Annotated in this window: 12 protein-coding genes and 1 pseudogene; 4 read left to right on the plus strand and 9 right to left on the minus strand. The window is 74.2% G+C overall.

Annotated elements, in window-relative coordinates:
- Both ACFWXO_RS15625 and ACFWXO_RS15630 read right to left on the minus strand, forming a co-directional pair.
- A pseudogene (locus tag ACFWXO_RS15625) lies at positions 1 to 1,155 on the minus strand (glycoside hydrolase family 3 protein); the annotation flags it as partial.
- Between the two features lie 27 nt (positions 1,156 to 1,182).
- Complete coding sequence (locus tag ACFWXO_RS15630; RefSeq protein ID WP_380524460.1) at positions 1,183 to 1,887, minus strand: alpha/beta fold hydrolase; 705 nt, start codon at positions 1,885 to 1,887, stop codon at positions 1,183 to 1,185.
- A 152-nt stretch (positions 1,888 to 2,039) separates the two neighbouring features.
- Here ACFWXO_RS15630 and ACFWXO_RS15635 point away from each other — a divergent pair, with 152 nt between their 5' ends.
- The 4 genes from ACFWXO_RS15635 to ACFWXO_RS15650 all read left to right on the plus strand — a co-directional run bounded on the left by ACFWXO_RS15635 (position 2,040) and on the right by ACFWXO_RS15650 (position 7,569).
- The gene (locus ACFWXO_RS15635; RefSeq protein WP_380524461.1) at positions 2,040 to 3,233 is read left to right on the plus strand and encodes a LacI family DNA-binding transcriptional regulator; all 1,194 of its coding nucleotides are present in this window, start codon (positions 2,040 to 2,042) and stop codon (positions 3,231 to 3,233) included.
- A gap of 180 nt (positions 3,234 to 3,413) precedes the next feature.
- Positions 3,414 to 4,118 (plus strand): metal-dependent hydrolase, encoded by a 705-nt coding sequence (locus ACFWXO_RS15640; protein WP_380524462.1) that lies wholly within the window; start codon positions 3,414 to 3,416, stop codon positions 4,116 to 4,118.
- A 122-nt stretch (positions 4,119 to 4,240) separates the two neighbouring features.
- Positions 4,241 to 5,821: an FMN-binding glutamate synthase family protein gene (locus tag ACFWXO_RS15645; RefSeq protein ID WP_380524464.1), complete on the plus strand. Its 1,581-nt coding sequence runs from the start codon at positions 4,241 to 4,243 to the stop codon at positions 5,819 to 5,821.
- A gap of 20 nt (positions 5,822 to 5,841) precedes the next feature.
- Positions 5,842 to 7,569 (plus strand): thiamine pyrophosphate-dependent enzyme, encoded by a 1,728-nt coding sequence (locus ACFWXO_RS15650; RefSeq protein WP_380524465.1) that lies wholly within the window; start codon positions 5,842 to 5,844, stop codon positions 7,567 to 7,569.
- Between the two features lie 69 nt (positions 7,570 to 7,638).
- Here the strand turns inward: ACFWXO_RS15650 and ACFWXO_RS15655 are convergent, their stop codons facing one another.
- From ACFWXO_RS15655 to ACFWXO_RS15685, 7 genes are read right to left on the minus strand one after another with little or no spacing between them, the layout of a single operon-like run.
- On the minus strand, positions 7,639 to 8,100 hold the full coding sequence (locus ACFWXO_RS15655; RefSeq protein WP_380524466.1) for an STAS domain-containing protein: 462 nt from the start codon (positions 8,098 to 8,100) through the stop codon (positions 7,639 to 7,641).
- Between the two features lie 22 nt (positions 8,101 to 8,122).
- Positions 8,123 to 9,796 carry a SpoIIE family protein phosphatase gene (locus tag ACFWXO_RS15660; RefSeq protein WP_380524467.1) on the minus strand — a complete coding sequence of 558 codons (1,674 nt, stop codon included), beginning with the start codon at positions 9,794 to 9,796 and terminating at the stop codon, positions 8,123 to 8,125.
- The gene (locus ACFWXO_RS15665; RefSeq protein WP_380524468.1) at positions 9,793 to 11,616 is read right to left on the minus strand and encodes an ATP-binding protein; all 1,824 of its coding nucleotides are present in this window, start codon (positions 11,614 to 11,616) and stop codon (positions 9,793 to 9,795) included. The genes ACFWXO_RS15660 and ACFWXO_RS15665 overlap by 4 nt, the downstream gene beginning before the upstream one ends.
- Complete coding sequence (locus ACFWXO_RS15670; protein WP_380524469.1) at positions 11,613 to 12,866, minus strand: ATP-binding protein; 1,254 nt, start codon at positions 12,864 to 12,866, stop codon at positions 11,613 to 11,615. Before ACFWXO_RS15670 ends, ACFWXO_RS15665 begins: the two co-directional genes overlap by 4 nt.
- The gene (locus ACFWXO_RS15675) at positions 12,854 to 13,270 is read right to left on the minus strand and encodes an anti-sigma regulatory factor (protein WP_380524470.1); all 417 of its coding nucleotides are present in this window, start codon (positions 13,268 to 13,270) and stop codon (positions 12,854 to 12,856) included. The genes ACFWXO_RS15670 and ACFWXO_RS15675 overlap by 13 nt, the downstream gene beginning before the upstream one ends.
- Positions 13,267 to 13,644, minus strand: a complete 378-nt coding sequence (locus tag ACFWXO_RS15680) for an STAS domain-containing protein (RefSeq protein WP_380524471.1) — start codon at positions 13,642 to 13,644, stop codon at positions 13,267 to 13,269. The genes ACFWXO_RS15675 and ACFWXO_RS15680 overlap by 4 nt, the downstream gene beginning before the upstream one ends.
- A complete protein-coding gene (locus tag ACFWXO_RS15685) occupies positions 13,641 to 14,483 on the minus strand; it encodes an STAS domain-containing protein (RefSeq protein ID WP_380524472.1) in 843 nt (280 codons plus the stop codon). Before ACFWXO_RS15685 ends, ACFWXO_RS15680 begins: the two co-directional genes overlap by 4 nt.
- Positions 14,484 to 14,562 lie beyond the last annotated feature (79 nt).

Below are 14,562 nucleotides of genomic sequence, written 5' to 3' on the forward strand. Positions count from 1 at the left end.
CACCACCCCCCGCGCGGCGGGGGGGCCGGGGGGGGCGCGCGCGCGGACCCGGGGGTCGACCCCCGGGGCGGGCCTCCGCGGGGCGGCGCCCCCGCCCCGGCCCCGGCCGGGGGCGGCGGCAGCGCCGATCACCGCGAGCCGGGCCGGCGCCGGGGCGAGCGGCAGTATGCCGCCCTGGTTGCGCAGCAGCACGAAGGACCGGGCGGCCAGTTCGCGCACCAGCGCCTCGCCGTCCACGGGCGCGGGCAGCTGCTCGGCCGGGACGGCCGCCGGTGCGCCGGCCAGCAGGCCGACCCGGGCGGCCAGCCGCAGGACGCGGCGGGCCAGTCCGTCGACCACGGACCCGGGGACCAGGCCCTCGCGGACGGCCCGCACCAAGTGCTCGCCGTAGACGGTGGCCGGGCCGGGCATGGCGACGTCGAGGCCGCCGAGCGCGGCCCGGACGGTGTCCCGGGCGCCGGTCCAGTCCGAGACCAGGACCCCGTCGAAGCCCCACTCCTCGCGCAGGACCCGGTTGTTGAGCTCCTGGTGCTCGCTCATGGACGGGCCGTTGACGCCGTTGTAGGCGGCCATCAGGCCCCAGGGCCGGGCCTTGCGGACGATCGTCTCGAAGGGTGCCAGGTACAGCTCGCGCAGGGCGCGTTCGTCCACCCGGACGTCGACGGTGTAGCGCTCGGTCTCGGAGTCGTTGGCGACGAAGTGCTTCGGCGTGGTGCCGACCCCGCCTTCCTGGACGCCGGCCACCAGCGCGGCGCCGATCTCCCCGGTGAGCACCGGGTCCTCCGAGTAGCACTCGAAGTGGCGGCCGCCGCGCGGGCTGCGATGCAGGTTGACGGTCGGGGCGAGGACGACGTGGGCGCCCTTGCGGCGTGCCTCCTGGGCGAGCAGCCGGCCGGCCCGGCGGGCCAGCTCCGGGTCCCAGGTGGCGGCGAGCGCGGTGGGCGAGGGCAGGGCCACGGACGGGTCGTCCGGGGTCCACCGCTCGCCGCGCACGCCGGCCGGGCCGTCGGACCAGACCAGTCGGCCGAGGCCGATCCGCTCGTCGGCGGGCAGCGACCACATGTCGGCGCCGGCCAGCAGGGCGACCTTGCCGGGCAGGTCCAGCCGGGCCAGGGCGGTCTCGACGGCGGCTTCGCGGCGGGCGTCGGGGGTCATCGGGTTCTCCTTGCGGTCGGTCACGGGTCAGATCCAGCCGTCGAGCGCGGCCATGAAGCCGTCGAAGTCGTCCCGCTGCACGGTGTGGCCGGCGCCGGGCACGGTGCGGACCTCGAAGCCGCGCCCGCGCAGGGCCTCGGCGTCATCGGGGCCGACCAGGAAGCTGCCGTCGGCGAGCACCACCAGCGACTGCACGGCCGCGGCGGCGGGCAGGCCGGCCCGCCGGTCGGCCAGGCCGCGCGCGGTGTCCGGGTCCCAGACGGCGAGGGTGGCGAGTTCGACGTCGACGTCGGCCGCCTCCCAGCGGGGGTTGAGCGCGGTGATCTGCTCCCGGGTGGCGTCCCGGAAGGCGACGAACATCTCCGGGTCGACCTGTGCCTGGGCGAACTGCCAGGCCGGGTCGACGTACACGGCGCGAGTCGGCCTCAGCCGCTCGACCGCGCCGAGCAGGCTGAGGCCGCCGAGCGAGTGGCCGACGGCCAGCTCGATCCCGGCCGGGAGGGTCTCCACCAGGTCGTCGGCGTACGCCTCCAGCGGGTAGCGCTCGTGCGGGCTCGCGCCGGTGCCGCGCGGGCTGAGCCCGTGGCCGCGCTGGTCGACGGCGATGACCCGGTAGCCGTGTTCGGCGAGCGCCGGGCCGACCCGGCGCCAGCTGCGGTGGTCGGACATGATGCCGTGCACCAGTACGGCGATCCGGTCGCCGCTGCCCCACTCGTGGGTGCTCAACTTCATTGCTCTGCAACCTTTCCGGGGGGTGAGCAGCGTGTTCGGTGCCGCAGCGGTTGGTCATGGTTACACGTGTAACGGTTACTCGTGTAACCATAGGTTTAGCAGCAGGATCCGGCCACCGGCCAGAGCCTCGGCGTGAAAAGATGCGAACCGTTATGAACAGCAGCGACACTCCGGCCCCCGAGGCCCCCGCAGGCCGGCCGACCGCTCCCGGCGGGGCTCCGTCGGCTCACAGCGGCACCTCGTCCGCGCCCGCCGGCGGGCGGCCCGGTCTACGGCCCGACGGACGGCCCGCCGACGTACCGGCCGACGACGCACTGCCCGCCGACGTCGGTGGCGCGCCGACCAGCGCGGACGTGGCCCGGCTGGCCGGGGTCTCCCGCGCCACCGTCTCCTTCGTGCTCAACGACACCGCCGGCGGCCGGGTGAGCGAGCGCACCCGGACCAGGGTCCGCGCCGCGGCCGAGCAGCTCGGCTACGTCCCGCACGCGGGAGCCCGCTCGCTGCGGGCCGGCCGCACCGGACTGGTCCTGGTGGTCGGCGACGCGGTGCCGATCGGCCCGCTGTTCAGCGGCTTCTACCGGGAGTTCCAGGAGGCCCTGCACGGGCACGGGTACACCGCCGTCCTGCTCGGCCCCAGCCAAGGAGCCGGGGACGCCGCGGCCCGCACCTGGGCCGAGCTGCGCCCCACCGCCGTGCTCTGCCTGGCCCGTGACCTCACCCCGGACGGCGTGCGGATCCTGCGCCGCTCCGGCACCCGCGCCGTCCTCACCCTCGGCGTGCCGCCCGTCCCCGGCGCGCACGCCCTGACCATGGACCAGCGAGAGGTCGGCGCGGTCGCCGCAGCGCACCTGCTGGAGCGCGGCCGGCGCCGGATCGGCGTCGTGCTGCCCGAGGACCGCGCCCTCGACGTGTTCAGCGACGCCCGGTTGGCGGGCGCCCGGGCGGCGGTGGCCGCCACGGCCGATTCCGGTTCCGGCCCCGGAACCGGTGCGGTCGTCGAACCGCTGCGCCTCGCCTACACCGAGGCATCCGCCGCCGCCCTCGCCGAGCGCTGCCGCGCACTAGGCCTGGACGCCCTGTTCGGCTACAACGACGAGTACGCCGTCCTGGCCCAACGCGCCCTCCAGGACGCCGGGGTCGACGTACCCGCTGCGGTGGCCGTGGTCGGCGCCGACGACCTGCTGCTGGCCCGGCTGGTGCGGCCGAGGCTGAGCTCGGTCCGGGTCGGGCTGCCGTCCGGCGAGGAACTCGCCGCTCTGGTCGAGCAGTTCGTCGCCGATCCGGAGGCACCCCGGGTGAGCCGGAACCTGATGACGGTCGACCTGGCCGCCCGCGACTCCTCGTAGGCCGTCCGCGGGGTTCCTGGTGGTGATCGGGGCGGGGTGCCGCTCCCGGTCGGCAACCCGGCTGGCCGGACCGCCGCAGGTGTTCGGGGGAATGGTCCGGGCCGAAGGGGGCAGGCGGGCGGTCGGCAGGGCGTCGGCGGGGCCGGCGGCCGGCCCGATGGGGAGGGGGCGGGTTCCGGAGTGCTGGGTCAGTCACATGCGATCGGCGGGGCGCTGCTCTTCGCGGCGACCGCGCCGGTGCTGCCGGAGGCGCTGTTCGACACGGGGATGCGGCCGAGCGAAGTGCTGATCGGCACCCTGCTCTGCGCCGGAGCGGCGCTGCTGCCGGACCTCGACCACCACGACGCGACGCCCGCGCACCTGCTGGGTCCGCTGTCGAGGGGGCTGTGCCGGCTGATCGGCAGGCTGTCGGGGGGCCACCGGCACGCGACCCACTCGCTGCTGTTCGTGGCGCTCACCGGGTGGGGCACCTGGATGGGCGTCACCCGCGTCGGCAATGGCTTCACCGTCGGTCTCGCCTTCGTGCTGTTCGCGCTCGCGGCGCGGGCCCTGCACCTGCACCCGCCGGGCCGCGGGCTGACGGCATGGGTGACCTCCGTCGGTCTGGCCGGGGTCGGGGCCGCGACGGTGGCCGTCTGGTTCACCGGCTTCGCCGACCGGCTGCCCTACACGGTCTGCCTGGGGACCTTGAGCCACCTGGTCGGTGACTGCCTGACCCGCAGGGGCGCGCCCCTGTTCTGGCCCTGGCCCGGGCGCTTCGAGCTGGTGCTGATCAGGCGCACCGGCGGGAAGGTGGAGACCAGGTTCGTCGTCCCGCTGATGACGGTCGCCACCTTCGCGGTGCTGTGGTTCTCGGTCTTCTCCCCACTCCTGGCCGCGAGTTGAGCGCCGCGGTGCGGTACGCGGCTGAGTCGACCAGGTGAGCCGCCTCATGCGATCCGATCACGGGCCAGATCCACGCGACCAGGGCGATTGACCGGGCGTTTCGGGGACAGACGGCTGCTGTGATGAGATTTCTCGCAGTTGCCCTGACAGTCTGTTCAGCGGTCGGCACCACGGTGGCCGCCCTGGTCGTCTCGCCGTGGTGGTGGTGTGCGGCGGCCGTCCTCCTCCCGTTGTCGGCACTGGCCCTGGCGGACCTGTTGCAGACCCGGCATTCCGTGCTGCGGAACTTCCCGGTCATCGGTCATCTGCGGTTCGTGCTGGAGGGCATCCGGCCGGAGGTGCAGCAGTACTTCGTCGAACGCAATGTGGACGGCAGCCCGTTCGACCGTGACACCCGCAGCATCGTCTACCAGCGGGCCAAGGGGACGGACGCGGAGGAGCCCTTCGGCACGGAGCTGGACCTGTACGGCACCGGACGCGAGTTCCTGGTGCCGTCGATGGCCCCGGTCGCCGTGCCGGACCGGGCGCCCCGGGTGCCGGTCGGCGGTCCCGACTGCGCCCGGCCGTACCCGATGGCGTTGCTCAACGTGTCGGCGATGAGCTACGGCTCGCTGTCCGCCAACGCGCTGCTGGCCCTGAACACCGGTGCGGCGCTGGGGGGTTTCGCCCACGACACCGGCGAGGGAGGGCTGTCCGAGTACCACCTGCGGCCCGGAGGAGACCTGATCTGGGAGATCGGCACCGGCTACTTCGGCTGCCGCACCGAGGACGGCGACTTCGACCCCGGCGCGTTCGCCGAGAAGGCGGCGCACCCGCACGTCAAGTGCGTGTCGCTCAAGCTCAGCCAGGGTGCCAAGCCGGGGATCGGCGGCGTGCTGCCCGGGTCGAAGGTCGACGCGCGGATCGCGCGGGTGCGCGGGGTCCCGGAGGGCAGGACGGTGGTCTCCCCGCCCTACCACCGGGTGTTCTCCACGCCGCGCGAACTGGTCCGCTTCATCGGCCGGATGCGCGAACTGACGGGCGGCAAGCCGACCGGCTTCAAGCTCTGTGTCGGTTCGCGCCAGCAGTTCCTCGCCGTCTGCAAGGCGATGCTGGAGGAGGGGGTGACACCGGACTTCATCGTCGTGGACGGCGCGGAGGGCGGGACGGGGGCCGCCCCGCTCGAATTCGCCGACCACCTCGGAATGCCGCTCACCGAGGGACTGATGACGGTCCACGACGCACTGGTCGGCACCGGGCTGCGGGACCGCATCCGGATCGGCGCCAGCGGCAAGGTGGCCACCGGGAGCGACCTGGTCAAGCGGCTGATCCAGGGGGCGGACTACACCAACGCGGCCCGGGCCATGATGTTCGCCGTCGGCTGCATCCAGGCCCAGCGCTGCCACACCAACACCTGTCCGGTCGGCGTGGCCACCCAGGACCCGCGCCGCGCCCGTGCGCTGCACGTGGGCGACAAGTCCCAGCGGGTACGGCGCTACCAGGAGGCCACCGTCCGCAGCGCCCTGCAGATCATGGCCGCCATGGGCGTCGACCACCCGTCCCAGCTGCGCCCGCACATGCTCCAGCGGCGCCTCGGCCCGCAGACCATCCGCTCCTACGCGGACACCCATCACCGGCTGGAGCCCGGGCAGTTGCTCCAGGAGCCACCCGCCGGCTGGGCGCGCGACTGGGACGCCGCCCGCCCCGACCGGTTCACCGTCTGACACCCCCGAGAGGAACCCCCGTGGCACGAACCGTAGCCCGCGTGATCGTCGATGCCCTGCAGGAGCTGGGCGTGCGCCAGGTGTTCGGCGTCGTCGGCGACGCCCTGAACCCGCTCACCGACGCCATCCGCACCACCGAAGGCCTGGACTGGGTCGGCTGCCGGCACGAGGAGGCCGCGGCGTTCGCGGCCGGCGCCCAGTCCCAGCTGTCCGGCAGCCTGGGCGTGTGCATGGGGACCGTCGGCCCCGGCTCCGTGCACCTTCTCAACGGACTGTACGACGCGGCCAAGAGCCGCACCCCGGTACTGGCCATCGCCGGCCAGGTTCCGCGTTCCGAGCTGGGCAGCGACTACTTCCAGGAGGTCGACAACGACCTGCTGTTCCGGGACGTCGCGGTCTTCCGGGCCACCGTGACCTCGCCGGACCAGCTGCCCAGGATGCTGGAGACCGCCGTCCGGAGCGCGGTCGGCGAGCGCGGTGTCGCCGTCCTCACCGTCCCCGGGGACCTCGGCGACCGTGAGTTGACCGACGACCGCCCCGCCCGCTTCCCGCGCGTGCGGCCCGTCACCCGGGCCGATGACGCGGGCATCCGCGAGGCCGCCGACCTCGTCAACGCCGCGGAGCGGATCACCCTCCTGGTCGGCCGGGGGGCCCGGGACGCCCGCCAGGAGGTGCTGGAACTCGCCGGGCGGCTGTCCGCCCCGATGGTCCTCACCCTGAAGGCCAAGGAGGGCTTCGAGGGGGAGAACCCGTACCAGATCGGCCAGACCGGCCTGATCGGCAATCCCGCCGCCGCCCAGGCGCTCGACGCCTGCGACACCCTGATCATGCTCGGTACCGACTTCCCCTACCGGGACTGGTACCCCGCCGACTGCAAGGTCGTCCAGATCGACCTCCTGGAGCGCAACCTCGGCCGCCGCACCCCGGTCGACGTGGGACTGGCCGGCGACACCGGTGCCACCCTCCGCGCGCTCCTGCCGCTCCTGCGGCCCGCCGGGGGCGACGCCCACCTCAAGGAGGCCCGCGAACGCTTCGAGCAGTGGACCGAAGGACAGCGGCACCTGGCGGACCCCCGGCACGACCACCGACTGCTCGGACGGCTGCGCAGCGCGCTGGACAACCGCGACCACGACGTCCGGCCGGAGGCGTTGGCCGCCGCGGTCGACGCCTGCGCGAGCGACGACGCGATCTTCACCTCCGACACCGGCATGGCGACGGTCTGGCTGTCCCGGTTCGTGACCATGCGCGGCCGCCGTCGCCTGCTCGGGTCCTACAACCTGGGTTCGATGGCCAACGCCATGCCCCAGGCCATCGGCGCCCAGCTCTGGGCCCCCGACCGGCAGGTCGTGGCCTTCTGCGGTGACGGGGGGCTGAGCATGCTCCTCGGCGACCTGATGACGATCAGGACCCACCGGCTGCCGGTCAAGCTCATCGTGTTCGACAACCGCCGCCTCGGCATGGTGAAGCTCGAACAGGAACAGGCCGGACTGCCGGAGTTCGGCACCGAGCTGGACAACCCGGACTTCGCCGCCGTCGCGACCGCCCTCGGCCTGACCGGTATCCGGGTCACCCGTCCCTCGGAGCTGTCCGACGCGGTCCGCCGGGCCTTCGACACACCCGGACCGGTGCTCCTGGACGTCCTGACCAACCCGCAGGAACTCGCCGTTCCGGGCAAGCCGACCGTCGAGCAGGGTTGGGGATTCGCGATCGCCAAGATCAAGGAGACGCTCCGGAGCCACGACGGCTGACCGGGACCCGCCGGGGTTCAGGGCGGGTCACCGGCCGACGTCATCGGCCCCCCCCGGCGTTAGCGGGGGTTAGGCGCGCGGGCGCGCGCGCGCGCCGGGGGGGGGGGGGGGGCGCCCCCCGCGCCCGCCGTCGCCGCCGGCCCCGGCGGGGGGGGGGCGGGGGGGGGGGGGGCCCGGGCGTGCTCCGGTCAGGGCGGCGACGGCCGCTTCGACCCGCTGGTGGTGCGTCACCAGGCCGTCCACGCCGGTCAGGGTGAACAGCATCCGCAGGTGGGCGGGTGTGCCGACCAGCGGGAGCCGGGTTCCGGGGGGACGGGGGCGGCGGGAGGCGAGGACGAGCTCGGAGACCCCGATCGAATCGCAGAACTCCAGCCCGGAGATGTCCAGGACCACCGGTACCCCGGTCGGGACCCCTTCGAGGGCCCGGTGGAGGCGTGGCGCGGTGTGGTAGTCGAGCTCCCCGGCGAGCACGACGACGGCCGCACCCGCCGGATGGGTGCTGACGACGATGGTGAGGGTGAAGGCGGGCACCACGTGGCTCCGGGGAGGTCGGTCAGTCGAGGCGGGCGAGCAGGAGGGCGACGTCGTCGGTCTGGGCCCTCGCGAACGTGGTGAGCAGCAGGTCGCCGGTCGCGTCCAGGTCGGCGGGGGCCCGGCAGAAGGTGTCCCGGAGACCCTCCAGGCTGACTTCCAGGTCCTCGCCCGGTACCTCCACCAGGCCGTCGGTGACCAGCAGCAGGGTGCTGCCGGGAGGCACGTCGTAGGTGCGGACGGGCGGCTGCGGCAGGTCGAGCCCGAGCAGGATGCCGTGCTCGGTGAGGTAGCCGGCCGAGCCGTCGGGCAGTCGCAGCAGCGGCGGCAGGTGGCCCGCGTTGGCGAGGTGGAGCCGGCGGCGGCCCGGTTCGATGAGCACCAGGCAGACCGTGGCGGTGACGCCCGGGCGCAGCCGGACGAGCAGTGTGTCCAACCGGCGCAGCAGGGCCTGCGGGTCGTGCCCCTCGATCGCGTAGGCGCGCAGGGCGTGCCGGAGCTCGCCCATCACCATGGCGGCTTCGAGGGAGTGCCCGGCGACGTCGCCGATGGCCAGGAGCAGGCCGGCCGGGGTGTCGATCGCCTCGTAGAAGTCGCCGCCGATCTCGCTGCGGTCCGAGGCGGGCTCGTACCGGACGGCGAGGTCGACGCCGGCGACGGTGGGGAGCCGGCTGGGCAGGAAGCTCCGTTGGAGGGTCAGGGCGAGAGCGTGCTCCTCGGCCTGGCTGCGCAGTGCTTCGAGGGCGAGCGCGGTGGCCTGGGTCAGCTGGGACAGCAGCCGGCGTTCGTCCAGTCCTGCGACGGCCCGGGCTTCGACGGCCAGGGCCACCAGGGGGCGGCCGGGCTTGGTCCGGGCGACGACCAGGGCGACCGGACCGTCCTGCGGCGCACCCGGCGAGCCGGCGCTCTCCGCCAGCGCGGCCCGCCACTCGGCGGCGCCGAGCTCGGCGATGGCGGTTCCGGTGGTGTCCCCCAGGGTGTGGTGGGCGATCGTGTCCAGCAGGGCAGGCCGCGCGGTGAGCAGGCGGATCCCGTGGTTGTCGGCCGCCACCGGCCGGTCGGTCGCCCCGGGCGCCGCGCCGCCCGGGGAGCACTCGGCGAGGTGGACCGACTCGGCGTGGGGGCCGAGCGCGATGGCGGTCGCGCAGCCGGCGCCGAGGTCGGCCGCGCCCAGCGCGGCGGCCGTCACCAGGGCGTTGGCGTCGGCCGCGCCGTAGAGCGCCAGGGTGCTGCGGTGCAGCGCGGCGACCCGCCCGGCCAGCAGTTCCGCCCTGCGGCGTGCCCGGGAGTAGCGCAGCACGGCGCTGACGGTGGCCTGGAGTTCGGCGGGGTCGATGGGCTCGGTGAGGTAGGCGTCGGCGCCCCGGTGCAGTCCCTGGGTGCGGTCGCTCGCCTCGATGGCGGTGGCCGAGATGTGGATGACGGGGAGGTCGGCCGTGCGGGGCCGCTCCTTGATCCGCTCGCACACCTCGAAGCCCGTCATGTCGGGCAGCTTGACGTCCACCACGGCCAGTTCGGGCAGTTCCCGCTCGGGGGCGTCCGCGAGCATGGCCAGCGCCTGGCCGCCGTCGACGGCTTCGACGACGGTGTGTCCGTTGCGGCGCAGCCAGCTGCCCACGACGTAGCGGGTGGCGGGGTTGTCGTCGAGGACCAGGATCGTGGCCGGCCCGGCGTCGGGAACGGCGGTACCGGTCATGGGTGCTCCTCCGGCTGGGCGGGCGGGCCCGGCGGCCGCCGACTGGGCGCGCTGGTCTCCGGCACGGCGGCGCGCGCGGCCCCGCCGTGCAGGGCGCGCCCCAGCCGGTCGCCGGTCAGGTCCGACTTGTGCAGGATCGCTCGGGCCCTGGTCAGGCGGTCGTGGTCGAGGGAGGTGAGCAGGGCGGAGGTGAGGACCACGACCGGCAGACGGCTGACGGCCGGGTCGGCCTTCAGCTGCGCCAGCACCCGGTAGCCGTCGAGGTCCTTCATGTGGAGGTCGAGGAAGACGCCGTCCGGCTGTTCGCGCCGGATCACGGAGAGTGCCTCGGCACTGTCCGCGACCTCCACGACGTGCTCGGCGACCTCGTGCAGCAGGGGTTTCAGCACAGCACGGAACGCCGGGTCGTCGTCCACCACGACGACCCGCGCCGCCCGGGGCGCCGGTCCGCCGCCCTGATCGGGCGACAGCGGGAGCCGCACCGTGATCGTGGTGCCCACGCCCTCGGTACTGCTCAGGTGCAACTCGCCGCCGAGGAGTTCGGCCAGTCGCCGGGCGTACGGCAGGCCGAGGCCGGTGCCGTGCCGCCCCCGCTGGTGCGGGCCGCGGACTTGGTAGAACTCCTCGAACACGCGGCTCTGCTGATCAACCGGGATCCCGATCCCGGTGTCGGCCACGGTCAGGACGAGCTGCTCCGGTCCGAGCGGTCCGGTCCCGTCGAAGCGGGCGTCGAGGTTCACCGACCCCGTCTCGGTGAACTTCAGGGCGTTGGACAGCAGGTTGCGCAGGATCCGGGTGAGCATCGTCTCGTCGCCGAGGACCGGCCGCGGGTCCTGCGGTGCGGTGATGGCCAGTTCGACGTCCGGGCCGGCCAGGCCGCGCAGTGTGCCCTCCAGCTGGGTCAGTACGGCCCGCAGGTCCAGCTGCGCCCAGGTGGGTTCGAGGTTCCCGGATTCGGCCTTGGCCACGTCCAGGAGTTCGTCGACGAGGGCGAGCAGGGTGCGGCCGGAGTCGGCGATCAGCGAGAGCTGCTGCCCGCGTTCGGCCTCCGGGCACCCGGTGTCGGCCAGCAGCAGCTCCGCCAGCCCCACGACCGCGTTGACGGGCGTGCGCAGCTCGTGGCTGACATTGGCCCAGAACCGGGTCTTGGCCTCACTGGCCTCGCGCAACTGCCGCGATTTCTCGTCCAGTTCGGCGTAGAGCGCGACCACGCCGCGATTCGTCTCCTCGAGCTCCTTGGAGAGTTCGGCGTAGAGGGCGACGACCCCGCGGTTCGTCTCGGCCAGCTCCTCGTTGAGGCGTTTGAGCTCCTCGCGCTGCGCCCGGGTCTGTTCCAGCGCGGCTATCAGGTCGTGGGCCTGCGCCCGGGAGTCGTCCAGGTCGCTCTCGCCGCCGTGGCTGTCCAGCAGCCACCGTGCCCGCTGTACGGCGACGAGTTGGTCGCCCGCCAGGTGCGGGAGCTGCTGCTCCAGGCTCACCCAGCCGCCCGCGCCGCCGGGGCCGATCCTGGTCGTGAGCAGCCGGCCGCAGGCGCCGACGGTCTCGTCCGAGGGCACCCGGGCACCCTGCCACTCCAGGGTGACGTGCAGGCCGGGGAGAGGCGCCAGGTGGAGGTCGAAGCGGGCGGTGAGCAGCTCACTGCCGAGCAGATCGCGGCAGAGCTCGCTCAGGGCGGTCGCCAGGCGCACGGCGTCCTGGTCGTCGGACCCGAGCAGCTCCGCGACGGTCTTGCCGACCCGGCGCAGGACGAAGCCGTCCCTGGCCGAGACGACCGGTACCGTGCCGAGCCGGAGTGCGGAGGGTTCCACCGGGGCGTTCACCACAGTCCCTTCGCCACCAGGACGCCGGCGTCGTCCCGGCGCACGCCGGCCTCGCGCAGCAGCAGCGCCGCGGCCGTGGCCGGCAGGTGGGAGAACGCGCCGCCCAGCTCGGAGGGCCGCCAGCGGTCGGTCAGCCCGTCGGAGTGCATGACCACCGCGCTGTGGTCTGCCAGTCGGTGGCTGATGGTGCGCAGCACGGGCAACTGGTGGCCGACGATCCCGGGAGCCGACGGGAGCGAGCGGCGCGTCCCGGTCGCCGGGTCGACGACGAAGGTGCTGATGTTGCCGACACCGCTGAAGCTGACCCGGTGCTCGGCCGGCTCGACCAGGGCGACCGCCACCGCGCCGCCGCGCCCGGAGCGCAGGGCGCGGTGGATGTCGGCCAGCACCCCGTCCGGCGTCCGGGCCGCGCTCCGGCGGAAGGCGGCCACGGCGTCCAGGGCGGCCTTGGCGGCGAGCGGCCCGTGCCCGAGACCGTCGCAGAACATGGTCAGGAACGCCCGGTCCGCGGGCCCGGTGGCGCGCTCCGCGGCAGCGGCGGTCGGTGCGGCGGGCCGGAGCGCGGCGCGCGTCGCGGACGCGTGCTCCGCCCGGTCGGCCGGGCGCGACGGCCGGGTGCCGGTGAGCACCGACCAGTCCAGCACCGTGCGGTGGGCGGCCGGCCGGGTGGCCGGCTCGACCGCCCCGGCTTCCGGCGCCGGGCGCACGGCGTCGACCGGGCGGGCGGCCCAGGCGTCCCCGCAGTGGTCCTGACCGCTCATCGGCCGGGTGATGCCCGTCACCACCGGCTCCGGGCAGGCCGCCGCCCGCCGCCCGCCCGCCGTGCGGTTCCAGAACCGTGCCGTCAGCACGGTGCCCGCTCCGGGCAGTGAGTGCAGGTCGAAGGTGTCGGCCAGGCGGGAGATGGCGCCCAGCCCGATTCCGAGCGTCCCGCGCGAGGAGACGCCGTCGGTGAGCGACCGGTGGACATCGGCCATGCCGGGCCCGCTGTCCATGGTGACGCACTCCAGTGCGGCCTCGGAGTCCGTGCGGACCACCCGGAGCAGCAGCGACCCCTCCCGGGCGTGCCGGCGCAGGTTGGTCGCCGCCTCGCTGACCGCCAGACCCACCTCGCCGACCCGCTCGGGCAGCAGCCCCGCCCGGTGGCCGATGCTGCGGGCCGCGCTCCGGGCGGCGGCCGGCAGCGATTCGGTGTCCCGGAACCAGACCGCGTCCTCGCACTCCAGCAGGGGGACGGTCAGCGTGCCCATTTGGTCACCGACACCTTCGTGCCCACCGCGACCACGCTCTCCAGGGCGAAGTCGTCCACCAGCCGGCGCGCACCGCTCAGCCCGAGCCCGAGTCCACCGCCGGAGGTCCAGCCGTCGGTCAGGGCCAGGTCGAGGTCGGGGATGCCGGGGCCGCTGTCCTCGAACACCGCGCGCACGCCCCGCCGCCCGTCCCGGTGGATCGCGCCGCAGCGCATCGCGCCGCCGCCCCCGTAGACCAGGGTGTTGCGGGCGAGTTCACTGGCGGCGGTGACCAGCTTGGTCTGGTCCACGAGGGAGAGTCCGCACTGCTGGGCCAGGTTGCGCACGAGCTGCCTGGCTCGTACGACGTCGTCGTTGGACACGATCGGTACCGTCTGCTCCGTTCCTTCGCCCGACCCGGTCATGGGCGCTCCGCACGGGAAGTGCGGTCGCGCTCCAGCAGGGCGAGGCCCTTCTCCAGGGTCAGTGCGGTGCGCACACCGCCCAACGACAGGCCCAGTTCGACCAGGGTGATCGCGACCGCCGGCCGCATGCCCACGACGACGGTCTCGGCGTCGAGCAGCTTCGAGATCGCGGCGGCGCCGGCCAGCATCCGCCCGACGAAGGAGTCGACGATCTCCAGCGCGGTGATGTCGATGACCACGCCGATCGCTCCGGTCGCGACGATCCGCTGGGCCAGGTCGTCCTGCAGGTCCAGTACGGTCTGGTCCTCCAGGTCGATCTGGATCGACACCAGCAGGACCCGGCCGAGCTTGAGGATGGGTACGCGGTCGGTCACTTGTGGCCGCCCGCGGCGCTCTGCTCGGCACCGATGCGCTGCAGCACGTACCGCAGTGCGTCGGCCAGGGTCGCCTTGGTGACGATGTCCCCGAACTGGACGCCGAGGGCCACCAGGGTCTGGGCGATCTGCGGCCGGATGCCGGAGATGGTGCACTCCGCGCCCATCAGCCGGGCGGCCACGACCGTCTTCAGCAGGTGCTGCGCGACCTCGGTGTCCACCGCGGGCACGCCCGTGATGTCGATGATCGCCTGCTCGGACTCGGAGTCGACCAGGCTCTGGAGCAGCTTCTCCATGACGATCTGGGTCCGTGCCGAGTCGAGCGTGCCGACGAGTGGAACCGCGACCACACCCTCCCACAACTTGACGACGGGAGTGGAGAGTTCGAGCAGCTGCTCGGCCTGGGCGCTGATGATCTCCTCACGCGTCCGGGCGTACGCCTCGATCGTGAAGAGCCCGAGCCCGTCGAGCAGGCGGGACAGCTGGAGGTAGGCGGTGATGTCCTCGGCCGAGCTGGACGTGGTGGGCTCCAGCACGTCCTTGCAGGAGAACACGCTGGCGGCGGTCTCGGTGGGGGTGAAGCCGTGCTGCGCCCGGCTGCGCGAGAGCTCCACCAGCAGGGCCCGGACCTCCGAGTGCTCCTCCGCCCGCCAGTCCAGGCCGCCCTGGCGGAGGCCGTGCGCCAGAGCCTGGTAGAGGTCGGTCAGCTCCCGTTCGATCTCCGCCCGGCTGATCCGGCCGCGCAGGTTCCCGGAGACTTCCTCCACCCACTTGTCCAAGACCGCCGCGTCCCGCGTCAAGAGCTCCACGAGCCGCTCGGCCGATTCCACTGCCGCCATCAGGCGCACTCCTCCACTACCGCCGAGTAGGGTGCCAGGGTGGACGGGGGGGGGGTGGGGCTCGCGCGGGGTCGCGCGT

The organism is Kitasatospora sp. NPDC059088, assembly GCF_042738155.1.
Lineage (GTDB): Bacteria > Actinomycetota > Actinomycetes > Streptomycetales > Streptomycetaceae > Kitasatospora.